Here is a 23,256-nt window from a genome sequence, read left to right as displayed (position 1 = left end):
GCGGTGATTTCCTCCCCGGACTGCAAGACCATTTACCAGGTGCCCCGTGGCATGCACGAGCAGGGCCTGGACGCCATCGTGGTGGAAAAGTTTGGCCTGGATCTGCCCGAACCGGATCTTGGCGAATGGGATCGTGTGGTGGAAGCACAACTGAACCCGGAAAACGAAGTCACCATCGGTATGGTGGGCAAGTACATCGAACTGGTCGATGCCTACAAGTCACTTAACGAAGCGTTGATCCATGCGGGTATCAGCAACCGCGCCAAGGTCAATATCCTCTATCTGGATGCGGAAGATATCGAGCGCGACGGCACCGGTGTGCTGGAAAGCCTGGATGCCATTCTGGTGCCCGGTGGTTTTGGTGACCGGGGGACCGAAGGCAAGATTGCCGCAATCCGTTATGCCCGCGAGAACAAGGTGCCATATCTGGGCATCTGTCTGGGTATGCAGCTGGCGGTGATCGAATATGCCCGTCACGTGGCAGGCATTGAAAAAGCCCATTCCTCAGAGCTCAATCCGAACACGCCGGACCCGGTGGTGGGACTGATCACCGAATGGATTACCGAAGATGGTCAGAAAGAGCAGCGCTCTGCGGACTCCGACCTGGGTGGTACCATGCGTCTGGGTGGTCAGGAGTGCGTGCTGGAAGAAGGCAGCCGCGCGGCCCAGTGTTATGGCAGCACGCGTATCGTGGAGCGCCATCGCCATCGCTATGAGGTAAACAACAACTACCTGCCGCAACTGGAAGCGGCAGGCTTGAAGATCGTCGGCCGTTCCGTGGACGGTGAATTGGTGGAAGTGATCGAAGTGGGCGACCATCCGTGGTTTGTGGCCTGCCAGTTCCACCCGGAATTCACCTCCACCCCCCGTGACGGGCACGGTTTGTTCAAAGGCTATGTGGCAGCCGCTTTGGCGGAACAGCAGGCCCACAAGGAGGCGTGATCCGTGAGTAATCAGAAGACCATTGCCCTGAACGGGCTGGAATTCGCCAACGACAAGCCCATGGCCTTGTTCGGCGGCATGAATGTGCTGGAATCCCGGGACATGGCCATGCAGGTGGCGGAAGCCTATGCGGAAGTGACCAGCAAGCTGAACATACCCTGGGTATTCAAGGCCAGTTTCGACAAGGCAAACCGGTCTTCATTGAGCTCTTACCGGGGGCCGGGCCTTGACGAAGGCCTGAAGATCTTCGAAGAAGTCAAAAAGACCTTCAACTGCCCGGTGATCACCGACGTGCACGAGCCTTACCAGGCGGCTCCGGTGGCGGAAGTGGCGGATATCATCCAGCTGCCGGCCTTTCTGGCACGGCAGACGGACCTGGTGGTGGCCATGGCAAAAACCGGGGCCATCATCAATATCAAGAAGCCCCAGTTTCTGGCGCCCCACGAAATGTCGCACATTCTGCACAAATGTGAGGACGCCGGTAACGATCAGCTGATTCTTTGCGAGCGCGGTTCCAGCTTTGGTTACAACAACTTGGTGGTGGACATGCTCGGCTTCGGCATCATGAAGCAATTCAACTACCCGGTGTTTTTCGACGTCACCCACGCCTTGCAAAAACCCGGTGGCCGGGCTGACAGCGCTGACGGTCGTCGTGCCCAGGTGGCGGAATTGGGTCGCGCCGGCATCAGTCAGGGCATCGCCGGGCTGTTCCTGGAAGCCCACCCGGACCCGGATAATGCCAAATGCGATGGCCCTTGCGCCCTGAGGCTGGATCGTCTGGAGCCATTCCTTGCACAGATGCAAACCCTGGATAATACCGTCAAGGCACTGCCTGCCTTCGAAAATAACTGATTAGAGTTTGGAGATTTACCGACATGTCCAAGATCGTTGACATCAAGGCCCGTGAAATTCTGGATTCCCGCGGCAACCCGACAATCGAAGCCGATGTGGTTCTCGAATCCGGTGCCAGTGGCAGTGCTTGTGCGCCCAGCGGCGCCTCCACCGGTTCCCGCGAAGCGCTGGAACTGCGTGACGGCGACAAGTCCCGTTACTTGGGCAAGGGCGTCACCAAGGCGGTAGGCAATGTGAACTCTGCCATCCGCGAGCTGCTGGTGGGTAAAGACGCTTGTGATCAAAAGGCGCTGGACCAGGCCATGCTGGATGCCGATGGCACCGAGAACAAGGCGAACCTGGGGGCCAATGCGATTCTGGCTGTGTCCCTGGCGGCGGCCAAGGCGGCGGCGGTGGATCAGGGTAAGCCCCTGTACGAGTATATTTCCGACCTGCAGGACGACGATAACGAATATTCCTTGCCCGTGCCGATGATGAATATCATCAACGGTGGTGAGCACGCCGATAACAACGTGGATATTCAGGAATTCATGATCCAGCCGGTGGGCGCGCCCACGGTGGCGGAAGCGATTCGCTACGGGGCGGAAATCTTCCATGCGCTGAAGGGCGTGCTGAAGAAACGTGGCCTGAACACCGCGGTGGGTGATGAAGGCGGCTTTGCGCCGAACTTGCCCAGCAACGAAGCGGCACTGGAAGCCATCATGGAAGCCATCGAGATTGCCGGTTACAAGGCGGGTGATGATGTGACTCTGGCGCTGGATTGTGCCGCCAGCGAATTCTATAAGGATGGCAAGTACGTGCTGGCCGGTGAAGACCGTAGCATGAGCTCTGAAGAGTTTGCCGACTACCTGGCAGAGTTGTGCGACCGCTACCCGATCATCTCTATCGAAGATGGCATGGACGAATCCGACTGGGATGGCTGGAAAATCCTCACCGAAAAACTGGGCAAGAAAGTCCAGCTGGTGGGCGATGACCTGTTCGTGACCAACACCAAGATTCTCCAGCGCGGTATCGACGAGAACGTGGCCAACTCCATCCTGATCAAGTTCAATCAGATTGGCTCTCTCACCGAGACTCTGGACGCTATCAAAATGGCCAAAGATGCCGGTTACACTGCGGTCATTTCCCACCGTAGTGGTGAAACAGCGGATACCACCATTGCTGATCTGGCGGTGGCGACGGCGGCGGGCCAAATCAAGACCGGCTCCCTGTGCCGCTCCGACCGTGTTGCCAAGTACAACCGTTTGATTCGCATCGAGCAGGAACTGGGCCGTGCGGCTTACCATGGCCGTAAAGAGTTCAAGCTGCTCGGCTAAGCGATGCCAGCCCCCAAGGCAAAATCCAGCGCCGGCAACAGCAAGGGCAACACCGAGCGGATGACACTGAAACTGTCACCTGCCCGGCAAGTCGCTCTGGCATTGCTGGCGCTGCTGTTTTTGGGCCTGCAGGTTCGGTTGTGGTTTGGTGAAGGCAGCCTTCGCCATGTGGCCGCGTTGAAAAAAGACGTGGCCGTGCTGAAAGAAAGCAATGCCAAGCTGGCAGAACGCAATCGTCTCATGGCCGCTGACGTGAACGACCTGAAACAAGGTACAGAAGCGATTGAAGAAATCGCACGCAAGGACCTGGGGATGGTTCGTAACGGAGAAACCTTTTTCCTGATTCTTGAACAGCCCCGGGGCACAGAGTGAATCCTGTTATTTCCGGCCCGCTGTATGCCGTGGTTCCTGCTGCCGGGGTGGGAAGCCGAATGGGCGCGGGTTTTCCCAAGCAGTATCTTTCCCTGGCCGGCCAAACCTTGGCCGAACACACCCTGAATCGATTGCTCTCGTTCGCGCCGATCCACAAAGTAGTGGTGGCGGTGTCCGCTGACGACCCCTGGTGGCCCACGCTGGCGGTCTCTGGCCACCCACGCATCCAGACGGTGGCCGGTGGTGATACCCGGGCCGACTCGGTACGCAACGGCGTTGCGGCTGTGCTGGATGAGGGCGGCGCTGACGCCTGGGTGCTGGTGCACGACATGGCGCGCCCGCTGATCCGGCTCTCGGATATTCAGAGTCTGCTGGACCAGACCGGCCCCCAGGGTGCCATTCTCGCCTTGCCGGTGGTGGATACCATCAAACAAGCCGCTGGCGAGCAGCGTATTGCCGCCACGCTGGACCGTGCGCATATCTGGCGGGCGCTGACACCTCAACTCTTTCCGGCGCAGGCGCTGCTAGCGGCCCTGCAGGGTGATCTGGCCACCATTACCGATGAAGCCTCTGCCATGGAACGTGATGGTTGGCAGCCTGGCTTGGTCGCCGGTCACAGCGACAATATCAAGATAACCGTCCCCGACGACCTGCCACTGGCCCGCTTTTATCTGAGCCGGCAGCAGGGTGATGACAGCAGCGAAGGAGAACCGTGGTGAGCGTGCGTATTGGTCAGGGGTTTGACGTCCATGCCTTCGATGAGGGCGATCATGTCATGCTCGGTGGTATTGCCATTCCCCACAGCCACGGCCTCAAGGCGCATTCCGATGGCGATGTGGCGTTGCATGCGTTATCCGATGCCTTGCTTGGCGCCTTGGCGCTGGGGGACATTGGCCACTATTTCCCGGACACTGACCCGCAATGGCAAGGTGCTGATTCCGGTCAGCTGCTGACCGCCATCTATTCATCCATTCTGGACGCTGGATGGCGGCTGGGTAATGCAGACCTCACGGTGATCTGCCAGGCACCCAAGCTGGCGCCGCACATTGCGGGCATGCGTGAGCGCATCGCCGAATTGCTGCAGTGTGAGCCGGGTCAGGTGTCGGTCAAGGCAACGACCACGGAAAAGCTGGGCTTTACCGGTCGCAAGGAAGGCATAGCGGTGCAGGCCGTGGTGCTGCTGGAGAGCCAGTGACTGCCGTGTCCGACATGACCCGTGAAGCCTTGCCCTGCGCTCACGGAGGCCCGGTGTGCCAGGGTGTATTAAAGGCACGGCCAGACGACTTTTACGTCGCGGAGCAAATGCACGTGACGCCGGAAGGCCAGGGTGAACACCTCTGGCTGGAAATTGAAAAAACCGGCTGGAATACCGAAGACGTGGCCATGCTGCTCGCCAAGCAGGCCCGGGTTCATCGTTTATCAGTGGGCTACAGCGGTCTGAAAGATAAACATGCGGTGACCCGGCAATGGTTCAGCCTGCATTTGCCGGGCAAGGACGATCCGGAGTTCAATTGGCCCGAAGGCCTGACGCTGCTGCAAGCCGGTCGTCACCGCCGCAAACTCAACCGTGGCACCCATCGTGCCAACGACTTTCGGTTGCGCGTCACGGCTTTCCAGGGCGACCGGGAAGCACTGGAGACCCAGCTGCACGCCATCATGGCGGAAGGCGTTCCGAATTATTTCGGCGAACAACGTTTTGGTCGGGGAGCCGGGAATCTGGTGCGTGGTACCGAATGGTTGCTGGGCGGGGAAGCACCACGCAAGAAAGCGCTGCGGGGCATGTGGTTGTCCGCCGTGCGCAGTAATCTGTTTAATCAGGTATTGGCGGAACGGGTGCGTCGCCATTGCTGGAACCGGGTGCAGGCCGGCGATATTTTGCAACCGGAAGGCAGCCGCGGGTTGTTCATGGCCGATGACGATTGCAAGGCGGTGGAGCGGGTGGCGAGCGGGGAAGTGCACCCCACCGCCCCTTTGCCCGGCTTGCCCGGCATGGCATCATCTGGCCCCTGTAATGAACTGGAGCAGCAGATCCTGGCGCCCCACGCCCCGGTGATAGAGGGCCTGCGCCAGATCAAGGTAGAAGAAGCCCGCCGTAGCACAAGGCTGCCGGTACGGGACTTGCAGTGGGTCTGGCATACAGACCCGGAAAGGGAAGGGGAAGACTGCCTGGAGCTGGCATTTACGCTACCCACAGGCGCTTTTGCCACGACAGTAATGGCAGAGCTGATCAGTTCACCGGCTGATTGACTCGCATTGAGGCAAACGAACACAGATGGATATCCAACTCAGCGGCATCGGCATGACGTCTGCACGGACCCGGGATCGGTTAGTGCAGCGCTTGCGTGACGCCGGTATTCAGGACGAGCGCGTACTGGATGCCATCCGCAATACACCACGACACCTGTTTATCGAAGAAGCCCTGGCGCATCAGGCCTATGATGATACCGCCTTGCCGATCGGTCATGGGCAAACCATTTCCCAGCCCTGGGTGGTTGCCCGCATGACCGAGCTGCTGATTGCCAACGGCAAGCCGCGCAAGGTATTGGAAATTGGCACCGGTTGCGGTTATCAAACCTCGGTGCTGGCGCCGTTTTGTGATGAGCTGTATTCGGTGGAACGCATTCGCCCCCTGCAGGATCAGGCCCGCAAGCGTCTATTGCAGCTGGGCCTGGCCAAGGTGCAGCTCAAGCATGCGGATGGCGGTTTTGGCTGGAAGGCGGAGGCGCCGTTCGATGGTATTCTCGCGGCGTGCGCCCGTGCGGATATTCCTGACGGTTTGCTGTCTCAACTGGCAGACGGCGGTCGCCTGGTGATGCCGGTTGGCGGTGATCGCCAGCAAATTCTCACCGTGGTTGACCGCGAGGGGGATCAATTTCATGCCCAGACCCTGGACCCGGTACGCTTCGTGCCGTTCCAGCGTGGGGTGATGCGGTAAGGCAGCTTCAAGCTGCAAGCTACAAGGCGCGATCAGAATTGGTTCTAGCGAATAAGCTCTGCCCGCGCACCACAACAGTTTGAAGGGCGAAATTCGGTAGTGGGGAAACACAATCCCAAACTCGTGTTGCAACGTGAAAGTGGTAACTTGCTTCCCGGTCCAAATGGTTCTGCTGATTAGAGAAGCGCGCACTCCAGCGTGCAAAAACACTCATCCCAAATCGCGTTGTTGCGTGCAGCGTGGTGCTTGAGGCGCAAACATGATTCGACCCGGTATTTTTTTTCGCGGCATGGCCATGGGGGCAGCTGACGTGGTGCCCGGCGTTTCCGGTGGCACCCTGGCCCTGATCACCGGCATCTATGAAGAGCTGATCAACACCCTGGGCGGCATTACTCCGCGGCTGCTGACCGTATGGCGGCAGCAGGGATTTGTTGCCGTCTGGCAGCAGGCCAACCTCACGTTTCTGTTCACCTTGCTGGCCGGTATCTTCACCAGTATTGCCGTGTTGGCACGATTGATTACCTGGTTACTGGATAGCCATCCGGTGCCGGTATGGGCCTTTTTTAGTGGCCTGATTCTCGCCAGTATTTTCCTGGTCTTGAAACCCTTGCAGCAGCGTGGCCCGGTGCAGATAGGAGCCTTCTTGTTGGGCACCGGCGTGGCCGTGGCCATCGGCCTGGCCCCGGCATTGTCGGCTGCCGGTAGCGGTGCGCTGGTGTTTTTCTTTAGTGGCATGCTGGCCATCTGCGCAATGATTTTGCCGGGCATTTCCGGCAGTTTTATCCTTCTTTTACTGGGCATGTACCAGCCCGTGCTGGAAGCTGTGAAGCAGGCTGAGTTTGGCTTGCTGCTGGCATTTCTGTCGGGATGTGCGCTGGGGCTGCTGAGTTTTGTGCATGTGCTGAAGTGGACGCTGCATCGTTTCCATGACACGGTCATGGCGTTACTGGCCGGCTTTATGGCGGGTTCATTACTGAAATTGTGGCCCTGGCGATTGAGCGGCGAGCACGGCCTGGGTGATACCTGGCTGTGGCCATCACAGTATGCCGCGATTACCGAGCAGTCCGCACAGCTACCTTTGGCTCTGGCCATGGTGGCAGTGGCGGCCGGGCTGGTGTGGTTACTTTACCGGGTGGCGCCGGTGCATAATGTTGCGCAGACACCGCAAGGCTGAGTATTGTCGTGCGGTCGGTTTACGCTTACTGAGCAATCTGGATTCTGGTTTCCTGGCAACGGGGTGATTGATGGCAGTAGATCTTCACACAGGCACCGACAGTCACTGATGCGCACACTGGCAGCGTTCATGGTCTGGATCTTGGTCAGTGGCTGCAGTGCCGGCAACTTTGCACCGGTGGTGGATATTTATGGCCAGGAACCCAAGCCGCGCAAAGTCACCTCCGGCACGCACCACGTGCGTGAAGGTGAGACCCTGTACTCCATTGCCTGGCGTTACGGCTGGGATTTCCGAGCGTTGGCCCGGGCCAACAACATTCCGGCGCCGTACACCATTTATCCCGGCCAGCGTATCTCGCTGGGCATCAAGACCTCCAGCCCGGCGGTGGCCAGCAAACCGGCAACTACTTCTTCCAAACCGGCCAGCAAACCGGCCGCCTCAAAACCCGCTTCCAAGCCTGCTCCGGCGGCAAAACCTGCCTCTAAACCCGCCACGAAGCCGGCAGTCCCGGTCGGCCCGGTGGAGTGGCGCTGGCCTGCCAGCGGCCAGGTGGTGGAATCGTTTTCCAATGCCAGCCAGGGGCGCAAGGGAATCGCCATTTCCGGGCGCCGGAACAGCCCGGTGGTGGCTGCCGCCCCGGGGCGTGTGGTCTACCGGGGCAGTGGCCTGACAGGCTACGGTAATCTGCTGATTATCAAGCACAGCGAACGCTGGTTAAGTGCCTATGCCCATAATGATAAGATGATGGTCAAGGAAGGGGATTCGGTGAAGGGCGGTCAGCAGGTGGCCACCATGGGCGCCAGTGGCACTTTCCGCACTCAGCTGCATTTTGAAATCCGCAAAGACGGCAAGCCCGTCGACCCCATGGGCTATTTGCCCAAGCGCTGATTCCCCCGCACCGCTTTTCCCAACTGATTAACGGAATACAGATATGCGTCGTGATGATCGCCGTGAACACCGCCTGCTACTGATGGCAGGGTTGGCATCCGTGCTGACGGCGCTGATTTTGATTGCGGCAAAAGCCATTGCCTGGCTGATGACCGGGTCTGTCAGCCTGCTGGCCTCGCTGGTGGATTCGGTGATGGATTCCATTGCTTCGCTAATCAACTTTTTCGCTATTCGCTATTCTCTGGTGCCCGCGGATGAGGAACACCGCTTCGGCCATGGCAAGGCTGAAGCGCTGGCCGGGCTGGGGCAGGCGGTGTTTATTGCCGGCTCTTCGGTGTTTCTGATTCACCAGTCCGTGACCAAGCTGATGGACCCGCAGCCCATCAGTGAGAATGGCGCGGGTGTGGCCGTGATGCTGTTTTCCATTGTGCTGACATTCGGGTTGTTGTTGATCCAGAAGTATGTGGTCCGGGAAACCGGTTCCACCGCTATTGAGGCGGACTCGCTGCATTACCTGTCGGATCTGGCGGTCAATGTGGGGATCATTGTTGTGCTGGTGGTCAGCCAGTTTGGCTATCTGTGGCTGGACGGGGTGGTGGGCCTGGTGATTGCGATCTTTATTCTGTTCAGCGCCTGGCATATTGCCTATGAATCGGCGCAACTGTTGTTGGATCGGGAAATCCCCGGCGAGGTGAGGGAGGTGATTACCGCGATTGTGGCGGATCATCCGCAGGCGCTGGGGTTCCATGATCTGCGTACCCGCCAGTCCGGGCGTACCCAGTTTATCCAGCTGCATGTGGATATGGATCAGAACCTGACCTTACTGCAGGCCCATGACCTGGCCACCCGGATTGAAACGCGTATCCAGGAGGCGTTTCCCATGGCGGATGTGATTATCCACCAGGACCCGGTGGCCGTTGGGCCAAAAGTCACCCTCGACGATCGACCCCCAACCTGACGGTTCCTCCCAAGCCCGCGCCAATGCTGGGCTGTACTGTGCGGTCAAACCGGGCTGTGCAGGTAAACACATTGTTTTCATAGGGGCTTTTCAGTAGCTTCATCACTGACTTGTTTGTGTTGAGGACAGACCATGAAAAGCCCTCGTTCCGCCCCCAGTGTGGCGGCAATCTGGCAGCAGGGCATGGCCCGACGGCGCTTTCTGAAATGGAGCCTGCTGGGCTCCGCCGGTGTGGCTGCCGTGGCTGCCGGCGGTTTTGCCTTCCTGCGTCGCTCTCCGTTGGATAACCAGCCCGCACCGGAGTGGGCCACGGGACTGTCTGCCGGGGAATACCATCTTTTTGATCGCGCCCGCCAAGTGTTGTTGCCGGTGGAGGGGACAGCGCTAACTCCCAGTGACCAGGTGCCAGTGGTGCGTAATGTGCAGGCACTGCTGAATAACCTGGACCCGGCCACGCGCAAGGAAATGGGGACGGGGCTGGGCTTGTTCGACAACGCGGCGGTGCTCAGTCATGGCCGCCGTTTTGTGGACCTATCCGACGCGGAGGCGCGAGCCTATTTTGATAGCTGGGGGCGCGCCAGCGTGATTCAGCGCACCCTGGCCACAGTGATCAAGCAACTGATCTACAGCGCTTACTGGCAGGAGCCGGCTACCTGGGCGGCGACGGATTTTGATGGCCCGGTCAGCGACAAGTGGGGGCTGGCCTATCTCGGCAATGCGCCGTTACCGGCGGATGATGCACTGCGTGCCAAGCAGCCGGAGGGGAAGGCATGAATGACACAATAGCAACAACAGCGGACAGCTCGGCAGGTTGGCAGGCCACCGGCCTTGCGGTGCATCAGGCCAGTGACCTGATTGGCAAGCAGCCTGAGGGCGAGCGGCTGGAAATTGAGGCGGACGTGGTGATCGTCGGCTCCGGAGCGGGCGGGGCGGTCAGTGCTTATGAGCTGGCCCGGCGGGGCTTCAAGGTTGTTGTGCTGGAAGCCGGTGCCTATGTGCCCTCCAAGGACTTCACTGAACGTTTCAGTGAAAGCCTGGATACCCTCTACCAGGACCATGGTGGCCAGACCAATAGCAGCGGCGATCTGCTGGTGTTGCAGGGCGCCTGTGTGGGCGGCTCCACGGTAGTCAATGGTTGTGTGTGCTTTCGCACACCGGATTTCATCCTGCAGGACTGGCAGCGGGATTTTGGTCTCAATGAGCTGACCACGGCGGAACTGACACCCTACTTTGACGAAGTAGAGAAGAACCTGGCCGTTCATGAAAACGGTGAGCATGAGATTCCCCAACACGGGCGCCTGATCCGCGCCGGTGCCAACCGTTTGGGTTGGTCGGTGAAACCGCTGCAGCGCAATATCCGTCAGTGCGGGCTGACCGGGCATTGCCTGTCGGGCTGCAAGACCGAGCGCAAGCAGTCCATGCTGGTGACCTACCTGCCCTGGGCCACAGCCCATGGGGCGCAGATTTACGCGGATACTCGCGTGGAGAAAATCCTTACCGAAAACGGCAAGGCCAGCGGTGTGGCGGCGACGGTAACCCATCGTGATGGCTCTATTGCTGCCCGCATGACGGTGACAGCGCCCCGGGTAATTGTTGCGGCAGGGGCGGTGCAGACCCCGCTGCTGCTGCTGAAAAGCGGGCTGGCTAACCGGTCCGGGCAGGTGGGCAGGAACTTTGCCTGCCACCCGTCATTGTACGTTCCCGCCCGCTACCCGGAGCCGGTTTATCCCTGGCGTGGCGCCATGCTCGGCGTGTATGTGGACGAGTTCATGCACCCCGACAAGGGCGGCTTCGTGCTGGAAGATGGCGGTGCCGGGCTGGTAGAGCTGACCATGGCGGCGGAACCGGGTACCGGCAAGCCGTTCATGGATTACATGGCCGATGCCAAGTACCTGGGCGGGCTGGTCACGCTGATCCACGACCACAATGTGGGCACCATTGAATGGGACGGGGAGCGCAAGAAGATCAACTATCAGCTCAGCGATACGGATTTTCCCTCCATGCAGCGTGCCCTGAAAGCGGCCGCTCGGCTGCATCTGGCGTCGGGTGCCAAAGAAGTCTATGTGCCCGCCAGCGATAATCGGGTGATTCGCAGTGAGGCAGACATCGATGAGATGGTCGATACGCTGGAAAACCTGCCACAGCACCTGCGTATGGTCAGTTATCATCCCCAGGGTACCTGCCGGATGGGGGCCGATCCGGATAACAGTGTGGTCGGTAGCGATGGCCAGAGCCACGATGTGCCCGGGTTATACGTGGCCGACGCCAGCTTGTTACCCACCTCCATCATCGTGAACCCACAGATCACGGTGTATGCGCTGGCCACCCGTATTGCCCGGCAAATGGCCTGAAAGCAGCGGGTTGGGATGCCCGCAGGCCCGCTCTTCGCCATAGCGTATTTCCGCTTGATCATAATGCCTGCCCCCGGTTGCGCCGGGGGCTTTGGCGTTTGTAACGGTTTGTTATAGACTCGGGGGATAACAACCATGGCAAATACCGCTCCACCAATAACAACAAGGGCCTGAAAGAGAACAGGCCTGCCCAGGAGAGGGTCTGAATGAAGAATAATAACCGTGCGCCGCTGCCCGGCTTTCTGGGCGGCCTTGAGCCCCTGAGCCGCCGCGGGTTCTTGCGAACCAGTGTGCTGGCGGGTGCCGCGTTCACCACCGGCTGTTCCAGTCTATTCGGCCGCCGTGAGGCGCCGGAAACCCTCGAGTACCACAGCCTCAATGACGACGAAGTCGAGGTGATCACCCGCCTTACCGAGGTGATGATCCCCGCTGATCGTTATGGGTTGCCCTCTAGTACGGATGTCGTACCCACCATAAAAAACGTGGATGCCATGGCCCAGCGAATGCCGCCGCAGACCCGCGAACTGCTGGGGCTGGGGATTTGGGTGTTCAACAACCGTCCCATGGTCAGCTTCAAGTTCAGCCGTTTTACCCGTTTGCCCGATGACAAGGCCCTGGCTTATGTGGATGCCATGCAGGAAGGCTCGTTCTTTGAACGCGGGCTGATGACCACCCTGAAAGCGCTGGTGGCATTGAACTACTGGCGTGACGAGCGCACCTGGCCGGGCCTGGAATATCACGGGCCGGTGACGGAGTTGTGGGGTGTACGACGATTGGGGAATGCCCCGTTACCACGGGCGTAAGGGCGGAGAATAATAATGGCGTTTGTACGAGTAGCCCGGGACGGGGTTCCTGTCACCCAGGCAAAAGATGTGGCACTGGATGCCAGCCTGGGCAAGCGATTTACACTGAAAACCGATGTGGTGGTGGTGGGCTCCGGCGCCGCCGGTGCCATGGTGGCCTATGAAATGGCCAAGGCCGGTCGGGATGTGCTGGTGCTGGAATCCGGGCGGTACTATCCCAGCTCGGCCTTTACCGAGCACCTTGGCGATACCATGACCAAGATCTATCAGGATCAGGTAGGCCAGGTGAACACCACTGCGGATATTATTTTTGTGCAGGGTGCCTGCGTGGGGGGATCCACGGTGATTGGTGCCTGCGTCATGGAAGAGCCCGGCGATGACGTGCTTGATGGCTGGGCTGCCAAGTACGGGCTGGATAATTTGTCTGCGGAAAAGTTTCGCCCGTATCTGGATACGGTGGCCGACCAGCTACAGATTCACATCAACGAAGCCCACGAAATCAATGCCTGCGCCCACAAGGTGATTCAGGGCTGCGAGAAAATGCAGTTCTCCTGGAAACCGGCGCAGCGCAATGTGAAGCAATGCGCGCTCACCGGGCATTGTCTGGCGGGCTGCCCGTCGGATCGGAAAATGAGTTCCCTGGTGACCCATCTTCCCTGGGCGGCGGCGTATGGCGCCCGGATATTCTCGGATACGGAAGTGGTAAAAGTGCGCACCCGAAACGGCCGGGCTAGCGGGGTGGAAGCCCGCGTGACCGACCCGGACAGCGGCGCCCATGTGGCAGACATGCAGGTGGATGCGGACCTGGTGGTGTTGGCGGCGGGGGCCATTCACAGCCCGCTGATCATGCAGCGTAGCGGAGTTGAAGACCGCAGCGGGCAACTGGGCCGTAATTTGTCCATTCAGCCGTTCACCCAGGTGATGGGGAAATTCAAGGAGCCGCTTTACGGTTTCCGCGGTGCCCTGGTCGGGGTGCAGGTGGATGAGTTCACTCGCTCCGACGGCTACACCATTTTCTCGGGGCTGGCTGAGCCGGAGTCCCTCATGGCACAAGGCGATATGAAGGCCGGTAAGGCGCATATCGATTTCATGAAGGACTACAAATACTATGCTGGGGTGAACGCCTTCAGTACCGATCAGGGGCGCGGTTATGTGCAGTGGGACGGTGACGCCTATACCGGCGGCAAGACCATCCACTGGAATCCCAATCGTGAAGAGTTTGAAAACATGAAAGCGTCAGCGGCGCTGGCTGCGCGAATCTTCTTTTCCGGTGGCGCCGAGAAAGTGTTCATGCCCACCTTCCAGAGCCTGGAAGTGGATTCCGTCTTCAGTCTCGATGAAAAACTGGCGGAAGTGGATTATGGCATCAAGGGCATGTACACCTTCCGCTCTAACAGTTTTAGCCCCCATGGAACATGCCGTATGGGCGCTGACAGCTATGAATCTGTGGTGGCGCCCAACGGCGAAGTCCATGGTACTGCAGGGTTGTTCGTGGCGGATGCCAGCCTGATTCCCGAGCCCATGAGCGCGCCGCCCCAGTGGACAGTGCAAGCACTGGCCAAATACGTCAGTGATCAGATCAATGCCAAGGCAAGCAGTTATTTTATTGGTTGATTGGTAGACAAGAGCAGAATGAAAACGCGCCCGAGGGCGCGTTTTTTTATGGCTCATGTGATGGTTTCCAGGAAAAAACGCCACCCTGGATTCGATCAAGAGTGACTAGAACGTGGGCGTCTCCTGCTGACAGGGTCAGAGGCGGTGCGGGACAGGGCAAGACACTCATCAGGGGCCGAGAGCGCGCTATTGAGCGAAGGGCCGCTTATTGATAAACAGATACATTTTTGACGTGAAACCCGTGGGGATTGGCGCCTATGCCCATCGTCACTTGTGCTAGCATAAAATCACATTCCAAATTTCGATGGAGAGACACCATGGTGGGGTTTGAATTTGCCACCACGCACCGCGTGCTGGTGGAAGCGGGTGCGGCAACCCGCTTGCCTGAACTGTGCCAGCAGCTGGGTGCAAGCCGGGTCATGTTGGTCACTGATCCGGGTATTCGCAGCACCCCCTTGCTGGGACCAGTGGAAGAGAGCTTTCGCAGCGCCAATATGCCGTTGACGATTTTCGACCAGGTGACTGCGGACCCTGCGGACTCGGTCGTGCTGGATGCTGCTGCCAGTGCCAAGGACGCCGGCGCGGATCTGGTGATTGGTTTTGGCGGTGGTTCCTCCATGGATGTGGCCAAACTGGTTGCGTTGCTGTCACACCCCAAGGCCAGCCAGCAATTGTCCGATATCTACGGCGTGGGCCTGGCAACGGGCCCGCGACTGCCATTGGTGCAGGTGCCGACGACCGCAGGTACCGGCTCTGAAGTGACGCCGGTGGCCATTGTGACCACCGGTGCGACCACCAAGGCGGGCGTTGTGGCGTCGTCGTTGTTACCGGATCTGGCTGTGCTGGATGCCGAGCTGACCCTGGGGTTGCCGGCTCATGTGACGGCCGCAACCGGCGTGGATGCCATGGTGCATGCCATCGAGGCGTATACCAGTGCGCACAAGAAGAACCCGTATTCCGACATGCTGGCCCGTGAAGCGTTGCGCCTGTTGGGGGGTAATCTGGCCACGGCGGTGAAGGAGGGCAATAATCTGGCTGCCCGGGAAGCTTGCCTGCTGGGTGCAATGATGGCGGGGCAAGCCTTTGCCAATGCCCCGGTAGCCGCAGTTCACGCACTGGCTTACCCTCTGGGAGGGCATTTCCACATACCCCATGGCCTGAGTAACTCTCTGGTGTTGCCGGAAGTGCTGCGCTTCAATTTGCCCAAGGCGGCGCCGCTTTATGCCGAGCTGGCACCCATTCTCAGTGACCGCCCCTTTGCTGACCATGACGATGGCGCGGGAGTATTGGTTGCGGCGCTGGAGTCGCTGATCAGTGAGGTGGGTCTGCCAGTGCGCCTGCGCGATGCCGGGGTCACCGAAGACAGCCTGGAAACCCTGGCCTCGGATGCCATGCTCCAGCAACGGCTGCTGGTGAATAACCCCCGTGAAGTGACCGAGGCGGATGCCCTGAATATTTACAAGGCAGTATATTGATTCAAGAGACGCAACAGGTGATATGCAGCACTTCAGGAAATAACACGAATGAGTAGTGATAAACCAAGCCGTCCTCAGCGTGAGGAATACGGCTACCTTTGCCCGGTGGATAGTCGCTGGAGCGATAATGATATCTACGGCCACATCAACAACGTGGTCTATTACAGCTATTTTGACTCCACCATTAACCGCTACCTGGTCGACGAAGGCGGACTGGATATCCACGAAGGCGAACACATCGCCTATGTGGTCAGCTCCGGTTGTGACTATCTGGAAGCGGCAGCCTATCCGGAATCATTGGTGGTGGGGATGAAGGTGGACAAGCTGGGAAACAGTTCTGTGCGCTATGGATTGGCACTGTTCGGCAGTGAAGGCCCGGCCAAGGCCACCGGTTTTGTGGTACACGTGTTCGTGAATCGAGCAACAGGGCGACCCGTCGCCATTCCTGATGCCTTGCGCGAAGCGTTAGCGCGACTGGCACAATAGTGTGCGTTATCGTTATCTGAAAAGGGTGATACCCAGAAACAGCTTGCTGATAATGTAGGTCGACTTAGGCGTAGCCGTAAGCCGACAATCAGCCGTTTGCGTTGCTTTGCGTGCAGGATGTCGGATTACGCCTTTCAGGCTCTCTGTGCCCTTGGGTAAATGCGACCTACATGGCGATGATAGTAAAAAGGCGGAAATGGGTGTCAGCCCATTTCCGCCTTTTTACGTGTTGCCTGCGGCGTGTTGCGTGCCGCGTCTTAGTTAGGGAAGAAGTTCAGCTTGTAATCGCCTTTCCAGGTTTCCACATTCATGGCGCCGAAGTTCATTTTTCGGGCCACCAACAGGATTCGCCGTTCAAGCTTGTCGTCACCCAGTTGGCTAGACTTGATTTTCACGTCCAGCACGTCGCCGCTGGGGGCGATGGTGAGCGCAAGTACCACGGTCCCTTGCAGGGCAGGATTGCTGCGCAATGCGCGCTGGTACTGGCTGTTGAACTTGCCAGCATAGCGGTCGAATACGCGGCGCAACTGCTCCTGGGTGCGGCGACTTTTGCCATCGCTGCCTTTACGCGAGGTACTGGCCACTTCGCCAGCCTGGGCGATCTTGCTGTCCACCTGCTTGCCACCACTGCCCACGGTGCCGGAGGACAATGTGCCACCGCCTCCGCCGCCACTTGAGGCACGGGCTACGGCAACGCCGCCGGAACCGCTGCCGGCACGGGTGCCGATCAGGTCACGCTCAGCCTTGGCTGTGGTGTTGCCGCCGGTTCGCAGGCCGCTGCCAGAGTCCACCAATGGGCCGATATCGTCCAGCCCGGCCAGAGAGTCACCCAGGTCCTCTTCCAGTTTGGCCTGTGCTTTTTCACGGGCCTGCTGGCGTTCCTGAGGTTCCGGTACCGGTTTGGGCTTGGGCTCGGGTTTCGGCTCAGGCTTGGGCTCCGGTTCAGGCTCCTCTTTTTTGGGTTCTTCCTTTTTCTCTTCCGGCTCGGGTTCCGGTTCGGGCTCCGGCGGTGGTGGCTCCTTTTTCTTCTCCATGACCAGTTGCGCAAGGCGCTCAGGAATTTTCTGCTGCTCACGGCGGTCCGGTTTCTCGATGGTTACCGCGTTGACCATGATCATGATCAGCAGGGAGAGAATCAGCAGAACGATAACGATGCCGTAGAGGCGTCGGTCTTCCCCTTCCTGTTTGTCCCAAGGCAGCGAGCCGTCGATCAGTATGCGCAGCTTGTTATTGTTTTTCTGCGTCATTCCTCTTCCTCCTCTGCGACTTTCAGCACAGCGAAGGCGACTTGCGTGTATGGGGTCTCCATACAGCTACGCATCAACTTCTTGATCACCGAGTAGGGCACCGAGCGGTCGGCAAGAATCATTATTTCCCGATCTTCGTCAGGGCTGATTGCCAAGCCCTGTGAAGCGCGGAAATTCAATTCTTCCACCAGCGCCGCCACGGTACGTTCTTCCTGATTCCTTACCGTTTCGGTATCAGCGATTTTCTGCCCAGCAACAATGATATCCATGGGGCTCACCTGAATGGTCAGCACCTCGGTGGGCAGTTCCTGGGCAATGGATTCCGGTAACTGGATATCCTGATTGTCCGGTAGCTTGGCCGCATTGTTGTTATTCACCAGCAGAAAGATCAGCAGGATGGTGAAAATGTCCATCAGGGAGGTCAGGTTCAACGTGGCTACGGCCTTGTGCTTGCCGTGGTGCCGGGCCATGCGGCGGGCGCGGGATGACTTCTTCATGCATCACCTCCCTTGCCGGCGTTGTTGGCGCTTTGATCCTTGGGCGCTGAACCGATGCTGATGCTCGGGAACAGCTCTTTCTTGATGGTCTGGCCGTTGACCTCGCTGTTGTACAGACGCACAGCGTCCATGGTCTGGATCATCACCTCATAGGGGGTGTCATCCTCGCACAGCAGGGTAATGGCGGTCTCATTGGGAAACTTCTCTTTTACCTTCACCAGGTAATCGTGCAAACCGGTGCTGTTGGGTGTCTCGCCATTGTTTTCCACAATTTTGAGCACTGCGCTGGTATTACGGTCGACCACTTCATAGCGGTTGCCGTAAATCAGCACTTCAAGCACCAGCTTGTCTTTTTCGTCGTCTTCCGAGGGGGTGCTGCTGTCATTCACCGCGGGCAGGTCGAGCTGCAGGATAGATACCTGCGCGAAGACCGCGTTGATCAGCAGAAAAGGAATCAGCACTACCATCAAATTCAGGAAGGCAGTGATGTTCAGTTCCACCTCGGTGTCATGCGAACGTCGTCTGCGAAAACGCATACCAGATCCTTACACCAGGTTAGCGAAAACAAGAAATCGGCTTATTGGCCGTCGTTCTTGCGCTCTTGCTGGGCAGAAACCTGGCGGAATACGTTAACGAATTTCACCGAGGCCATTTCCATGCTGTCGACCAGTTTGCCGGTCATGGAATTGATAAAGGCGAAAGCCAACAACATGGGGATCGCAGCGATCAGGCCGAACGCCGTGGTGTTCATGGCCACAGAGATAGAGGCAGAAAGCAGGTCGGCTTTCTGGGCCGGGTCTGCGCTGGCAACGGCGGTAAAGGCGCTGATCAGACCGAGAATGGTACCGAGCAGGCCGAGCAGGGTGGCGATGTTCGCGAAGGTGGCGATATAGGGGGTGCGGGTTTCCAGGCGCGGAATGATTTCCATCAGGCCTTCTTCCATGGCCAGTTCGATATCATCATGACGCTTGGCGGATTTGGCACGCTCAAGACCGTAGCCAATCACCTTGGCCATACCCGTGTTGCTGTTGCTGACCACGTCCAGCGCCTGGCGGAACTGCCCTTTGGCAATCAGCGGGTAAACATCTTTCCAGGTCTTCTGGTTTTTTGCCTTGGTGGCCTGGAGGTAGATGATACGCTCCAGAGACAGGGCCAGGCCCAGTGCCAACACAATCAGAATGGGGTACATGAAAAACCCGCCATCCTGAATAAATTTGATAGACGTCTCAATGACACCCAGATTTTGGGCGGCAGCGGCGGTGGTGGGCATGAACTTCTCCTGCGATGTTTCTGTTTAGCGTTATTGTTGAGCGCAGCGACGTTTCGGCTGTTGTGAACGTGCTGACGCCTTTCCCCAAAGTGTTCGTTTTTATCAGAAAAAAAGCGTGCACGCACGCTAATGCTATTTACCGTGTTTGTTTATTCCAGAAACAGGCCGTCATTGTCCGGTTCCTGGGTCAGCAGCTGGTGGTACTCTATTTCACGCATCAGTACTTCCTGGTCCAGTGGCTCCAGTACCCGGTTGAGCAATGATGAGGTGGGGTCTTTCTTTTCCAGTTTCACTTCCCGATCTTTCCAGGGCACCACGTTCAGCACGGTAGGAGCTTCCTGGGTGCCGATGACGTTGGTAGACGGTTCGCTGGGGTCATCGGCGGCATGGCTGACAGTGGCCAGCAGCAGTGCAGCAAGGGGCAACAGGCTTCGCATCAGTTTATCTCCCCGGGGTTAAGGGTAGAGCCGTTCTCGGCAACCGGTTGGCTGGGTTGATCCGGCGCACGGCGCTCCAGATCGACAATCCAGTTGGCTACGTTTTCGTCCGGCAGTTTCTGCAGGTTCTGATAGGCACGGAAATGATTCAGGGCCAGGTTCATGTCCTGCAGATAGAGCTCACCGAGTACAGCCAGATTGAAATGGGCGCGGGCATATTTGGGGTCAAGCACCAGCGCGCGCTCATAATGAATACGCGCGCTATCGAACTCGCCTTGCTCGCGCAGGGCCAGGCCAAGCCCGTTGTGGGCGTAGGGATTGGCATCATTGATGGCCAGGGATTGCTCGAAAGCCGCCTGGGCCTTGTCGTAATCCTCCAATTCCATCTGTATCAAGCCAATGTTGAGCTGTGGCCCGGACAGTTGCGGGTAGCGTTGCGCCAGAGACTGGAACATGACCAGTGCCTGTTGGTTGTTGCCCGCCATGCGGGTTTTCAGGGCACGGGCGTATTCGCCCATGGCCTGTTGCGCAATTTTCTCGACTTTCGGGTCGTGGGGCACCGGTGGAATATGCACTGCATCGCTGTTGGCAGCAGCGCCGCCACTTTTCTGCTGTTCATATTTGCTGGTGTTGCCTTCGGCAGTACCGTCCAACCCGCCGCCGCCCTGGGTGGCACAGCCAGCGAATAGCAGCACCAGCAAGAGAGCCGCGCCGCGTGTTGCGTATTGCGTGCTGCGTGCTGCGTTAATAGATAATGTCGACATAGCTCTCAACCTGTTCAAACTTCGCATAACGGCCGGGAATCAGCTCTGCTAACGCGGTAAAACTCTTTTTTACCCACTGATCATAGATGTCATCGGTGACCAGGTTGGCATTTGCGATAAGAATATCGATGGCCTGATCCTCGTAGGGCAGGGCCTTGTCTTCAAGCAGCATGGTGTATTCCTCAAGCTCAAGCTCATCCATGCCGTTGGGCCGCTCCGACTTGATCAGATCCCTGGCCAGCACGCGATACATCTCGCCAATCTTGTAGTTGGCGGCGGTGGCGTACTCGGCGACGCCGATCTGGGCCACAGCCTGATAATCCGCCAGCGCTTTTTTCATTACTGTGGTTTTTGCAGCCAGCGAGGTTTTCAGTGGCTGTTCAAGCTTGATGCGGTTGAATTCCTGGAAGTTCGGTTCAGCCAGAGTAAAGCTGGCGTAGGCGGCGAGCCAGGCGACGCGGTCGTCGGCATTGTTGCCGGCATCACGGTAGCTGGTGACCAGTTGTTTCAACCAGTAGGTTTCGCGCTCGCTGTTGGCGGTTTTGCGGTTCAGTTCCACCAGCCTGAATTGTGCTTCGGAGCGGAAATCATAAGGTTGCGGCCATTCCTGCAGGTACTGCTCGTAGAGCGCAATCGATGCTTGCGGCTTCTCGGCCCGGTCCTGCATTTCGGCGGCGCGCCACATGGCCTGGCGGGCCAGTTCATCGTTCTCGCCTTTATGGTTAGCGGCGATCAGGGTCAGCTCACCGGCAGCGGCGGTATAGTTGCCTTGCTGTTCGTAGGCCACCGCCAGTTTGTCCGGAATAGTATCGGCCAGCGGGTCGTTCGGGTAACGCTGACGGAAAGATTCGAGGACGGGAATGGCATCGGCGCTACGCTGCTGCTGAATGAACAGGGTGGCGGCGTCAAACTCGGCATTCTTGCGTACAGCGGCTTCCGGCACCGCCTGACCAACGCGCAGGAAGGTGGCGGCGGCCACGTCCAGGTTGCCCTGGTCCCGCTGTTGCTCGCCCTGGCGGTAGATGCTGAGCGCCAGTTTTTCGCGGTATTCAGCGCGTTGTTCCGGCGGCACTTCCAGTAGCAGAAGCTTGTTGTAGGCCAGTTCGGAAACCTTGAAGCGGCCAAGATCGAATTCGCCGTTGGCAATGGTGGCCCAGCCGTAGCGAAGCATTTCCGGCGCCGGAGCCGGATCGCGACTGACCAGAATGCCGGCGGTTTTCACTGCACCTTCCACATCACCAAGAGCGAGCTGATCTTCGGCGGTATCGTGCAACACGTTGGTTGCCTGCGGGTGTTGCGGGAAGTTTTGTCCAAACTTCTGGGCGCTGGCGATTTTCTGTTGGCGCCATTGGGTGGCCTGTTCCTGCTCCAGCTCGCCATCAAGAATTTTCTGGTAGGCAACCAACGCGGAGAAGGCGGCGTCGCCACCGGTGGTGTGTTCGGGGTAGCTATAGGCGGTGCGCTCGAATTCGGTGATCGCCGCCGGGTAGTCGTTGGCGGCGAATAACACATCGGCGTAGCGGTGGTTCACGTCACCCTGATTGGCGCTGACCGGCGGCGTATCCAGGAACTCTTTATACCAGCGTGCCGGGGCCTGGTAGTCCGCAGGCTTGCCGGATTTCTGGGCGAGCACATGGTGGTATTCGGCCAGGTCGAGGATATGCCCCTTGAGCAGATCCACATATTGCTGGCGGATATCCGGGTGGCGGTTCCAGTACTCGCTGTTCACCCCATAGTGATCGATGAATTTTTCTTTCGCCGGCAGTACCAGTGTCGGGAATCCCCCTTTCTGGTAAGACTCGATCTGCAGAGTGGAGAACTCCGGGGCCAGGCGGGAATCCGGATAGACCTGAACGAACATGTCGTAGGTTTCCGCCGCATCGCGGAAACGTTCCTGATTCAGGTAGACGTCACCCAGGGTGCGGTAAATCTCCGGTTCGTAGTCCCGGTTGCCGTTGCGGGCAAACCAGGCTTTCACTGACTTGGCGCCATTCAGGTTGCTGAAGCTGAGGCTGACAACCCGTTGGGTATCGCCGAACAGCTTGCTTTCCATGCTGGTGTCATCAGCCAGTACGGCCTCGCCGTTCAGGTTGTCCAGCAGGGTGAAGAAACTGTTCTGGGCGCGTTCGTATTCGCCCAGTTTGTAGTAGCTCCAGCCGTGCTTGTACAGCGCCTGGTTATAGAATTCGTTGCGCTCGCCCCGTTCGATGACGTCGGCATAGGCTTTTTCTGCGTATTCGTAGTCACCTTCCGAGAACAGCATTTCACCGCGCCGGAACTGAGCTTCCAGTGCCCAGTCGCTGTTGGGGTATTGCTCTACCAGGGAGTCGAGACTGCTGCGGGCCTTGTCCAGGTCTCCATCCATGGCGTAGGCCTTGGATAGCAGGTAATAGGCTTCGGCGCGTTCGTTGGCGTCGTTGGTGCTGTTCAACAATTCCTGATACAGCTGAATGGCGGTGCTGTAATCCACATCCTCGTCGGCCAGGGTGGGGGACATGGTACCCGCCAGATCCAGCAGGGCCAGCTTGCGCTCGGTGTCGTCGGTGGTTTTCACCTGGGACATGGTGTTGTCGTAGACGAGCTGGTCGACTTTCTGTTCCAGCTGCGCTTCTTCTTGCTGGGCGATCTGCATGTCCTGTTCGGTGGCAGATGCCAGTGCCAGGTCGGCCATGCGCCGCAGGGTCTTGGCCCGGCGCTGCGGATCATCGAACAGTTCAGCCGCTTGACGGTAGCTGTTCAGGGCATCCTGGGTGGAAGCGCTTTCCAGTTGTTGCTCTTCAATGACAATGTCTGTGCTTTCCAGGTCCGCCAGGGTGGTTCCCCCGAAACGGGCCTGTTGCTCCAGGGTGCCACTTGGCGGTGCGGATGCGCAGCC

The 23,256-nt window shown here is 58.6% G+C and carries 24 protein-coding genes; 17 read left to right on the top strand and 7 right to left on the bottom strand.

Features of this window, described 5'->3' with window-relative positions; translation table 11 throughout:
* The 17 genes from A3730_RS13780 to A3730_RS13700 form a co-directional block, all read left to right on the top strand.
* Positions 1–942 (top strand): CTP synthase (locus A3730_RS13780; protein ID WP_082872377.1); only part of this gene is annotated, 942 nt, incomplete at its 5' end.
* Between the two features lie 3 nt (positions 943–945).
* Entirely contained in the window at positions 946–1,794 is an 849-nt protein-coding gene (kdsA, locus tag A3730_RS13775) for a 3-deoxy-8-phosphooctulonate synthase (protein WP_082872375.1), read from the top strand.
* A gap of 23 nt (positions 1,795–1,817) precedes the next feature.
* A complete protein-coding gene (eno, locus tag A3730_RS13770) occupies positions 1,818–3,110 on the top strand; it encodes a phosphopyruvate hydratase (RefSeq protein WP_063518506.1) in 1,293 nt (430 codons plus the stop codon).
* 3 nt (positions 3,111–3,113) lie between these two features.
* The gene (locus tag A3730_RS13765; protein ID WP_082872374.1) at positions 3,114–3,482 is read left to right on the top strand and encodes a septum formation initiator family protein; all 369 of its coding nucleotides are present in this window, start codon (positions 3,114–3,116) and stop codon (positions 3,480–3,482) included.
* Entirely contained in the window at positions 3,479–4,201 is a 723-nt protein-coding gene (gene ispD, locus A3730_RS13760) for a 2-C-methyl-D-erythritol 4-phosphate cytidylyltransferase (RefSeq protein ID WP_082872373.1), read from the top strand. Before A3730_RS13765 ends, ispD begins: the two co-directional genes overlap by 4 nt.
* A gap of 2 nt (positions 4,202–4,203) precedes the next feature.
* Positions 4,204–4,677 (top strand): 2-C-methyl-D-erythritol 2,4-cyclodiphosphate synthase, encoded by a 474-nt coding sequence (gene ispF / locus A3730_RS13755; RefSeq protein ID WP_197468330.1) that lies wholly within the window; start codon positions 4,204–4,206, stop codon positions 4,675–4,677.
* A complete protein-coding gene (gene truD, locus A3730_RS13750) occupies positions 4,674–5,729 on the top strand; it encodes a tRNA pseudouridine(13) synthase TruD (RefSeq protein ID WP_231880418.1) in 1,056 nt (351 codons plus the stop codon). The genes ispF and truD overlap by 4 nt, the downstream gene beginning before the upstream one ends.
* 25 nt (positions 5,730–5,754) lie before the next feature.
* Positions 5,755–6,417 carry a protein-L-isoaspartate(D-aspartate) O-methyltransferase gene (locus A3730_RS13745; protein WP_063518503.1) on the top strand — a complete coding sequence of 221 codons (663 nt, stop codon included), beginning with the start codon at positions 5,755–5,757 and terminating at the stop codon, positions 6,415–6,417.
* Positions 6,418–6,676: 259 nt separating this feature from the next.
* Entirely contained in the window at positions 6,677–7,591 is a 915-nt protein-coding gene (locus A3730_RS13740; protein ID WP_063518502.1) for a DUF368 domain-containing protein, read from the top strand.
* Between the two features lie 129 nt (positions 7,592–7,720).
* Positions 7,721–8,479 carry a peptidoglycan DD-metalloendopeptidase family protein gene (locus A3730_RS13735; protein ID WP_369817553.1) on the top strand — a complete coding sequence of 253 codons (759 nt, stop codon included), beginning with the start codon at positions 7,721–7,723 and terminating at the stop codon, positions 8,477–8,479.
* Positions 8,480–8,522: 43 nt separating this feature from the next.
* The gene (locus A3730_RS13730; RefSeq protein WP_063518500.1) at positions 8,523–9,437 is read left to right on the top strand and encodes a cation diffusion facilitator family transporter; all 915 of its coding nucleotides are present in this window, start codon (positions 8,523–8,525) and stop codon (positions 9,435–9,437) included.
* Between the two features lie 132 nt (positions 9,438–9,569).
* Positions 9,570–10,211 carry a hypothetical protein gene (locus A3730_RS13725; protein ID WP_063518499.1) on the top strand — a complete coding sequence of 214 codons (642 nt, stop codon included), beginning with the start codon at positions 9,570–9,572 and terminating at the stop codon, positions 10,209–10,211.
* Positions 10,208–11,788: an FAD-dependent oxidoreductase gene (locus A3730_RS13720; RefSeq protein WP_063518498.1), complete on the top strand. Its 1,581-nt coding sequence runs from the start codon at positions 10,208–10,210 to the stop codon at positions 11,786–11,788. Before A3730_RS13725 ends, A3730_RS13720 begins: the two co-directional genes overlap by 4 nt.
* 206 nt (positions 11,789–11,994) lie before the next feature.
* Complete coding sequence (locus A3730_RS13715) at positions 11,995–12,591, top strand: hypothetical protein (RefSeq protein WP_007150876.1); 597 nt, start codon at positions 11,995–11,997, stop codon at positions 12,589–12,591.
* 15 nt (positions 12,592–12,606) lie between these two features.
* Positions 12,607–14,205, top strand: coding sequence for an FAD-dependent oxidoreductase (locus tag A3730_RS13710; protein ID WP_063538259.1), 1,599 nt, complete (start codon positions 12,607–12,609; stop codon positions 14,203–14,205).
* Positions 14,206–14,522: 317 nt separating this feature from the next.
* Positions 14,523–15,680, top strand: coding sequence for an iron-containing alcohol dehydrogenase (locus tag A3730_RS13705; protein ID WP_063521613.1), 1,158 nt, complete (start codon positions 14,523–14,525; stop codon positions 15,678–15,680).
* 48 nt (positions 15,681–15,728) lie between these two features.
* On the top strand, positions 15,729–16,166 hold the full coding sequence (locus A3730_RS13700) for a thioesterase family protein (protein ID WP_063518735.1): 438 nt from the start codon (positions 15,729–15,731) through the stop codon (positions 16,164–16,166).
* 257 nt (positions 16,167–16,423) lie between these two features.
* Here A3730_RS13700 and A3730_RS13695 read toward each other — a convergent pair whose 3' ends face one another.
* The 7 genes from A3730_RS13695 to A3730_RS13665 all read right to left on the bottom strand — a co-directional run.
* Positions 16,424–17,413: a TonB family protein gene (locus A3730_RS13695; protein ID WP_063521612.1), complete on the bottom strand. Its 990-nt coding sequence runs from the start codon at positions 17,411–17,413 to the stop codon at positions 16,424–16,426.
* Positions 17,410–17,910, bottom strand: coding sequence for a biopolymer transporter ExbD (locus tag A3730_RS13690; RefSeq protein WP_063521611.1), 501 nt, complete (start codon positions 17,908–17,910; stop codon positions 17,410–17,412). Before A3730_RS13690 ends, A3730_RS13695 begins: the two co-directional genes overlap by 4 nt.
* Complete coding sequence (locus tag A3730_RS13685; protein ID WP_063521610.1) at positions 17,907–18,446, bottom strand: biopolymer transporter ExbD; 540 nt, start codon at positions 18,444–18,446, stop codon at positions 17,907–17,909. The genes A3730_RS13690 and A3730_RS13685 overlap by 4 nt, the downstream gene beginning before the upstream one ends.
* Positions 18,447–18,487: 41 nt before the next feature.
* Positions 18,488–19,180, bottom strand: coding sequence for a MotA/TolQ/ExbB proton channel family protein (locus A3730_RS13680; protein WP_007151030.1), 693 nt, complete (start codon positions 19,178–19,180; stop codon positions 18,488–18,490).
* Positions 19,181–19,329: 149 nt separating this feature from the next.
* Positions 19,330–19,617, bottom strand: a complete 288-nt coding sequence (locus A3730_RS13675; protein ID WP_063521609.1) for a hypothetical protein — start codon at positions 19,615–19,617, stop codon at positions 19,330–19,332.
* The gene (locus A3730_RS13670; RefSeq protein ID WP_231880783.1) at positions 19,617–20,381 is read right to left on the bottom strand and encodes a tetratricopeptide repeat protein; all 765 of its coding nucleotides are present in this window, start codon (positions 20,379–20,381) and stop codon (positions 19,617–19,619) included. Before A3730_RS13670 ends, A3730_RS13675 begins: the two co-directional genes overlap by 1 nt.
* The coding region (locus A3730_RS13665) for a tetratricopeptide repeat protein (protein ID WP_063538257.1) at positions 20,362–23,256 on the bottom strand (2,895 nt) is incomplete at its 5' end. The genes A3730_RS13670 and A3730_RS13665, both read right to left, overlap by 20 nt.

Source organism: Alcanivorax sp. HI0044 (genome assembly GCF_001634945.1).
Note: the sequence above shows the minus strand (reverse complement) of the source record. Positions and strands in the feature narration are given on the sequence as shown.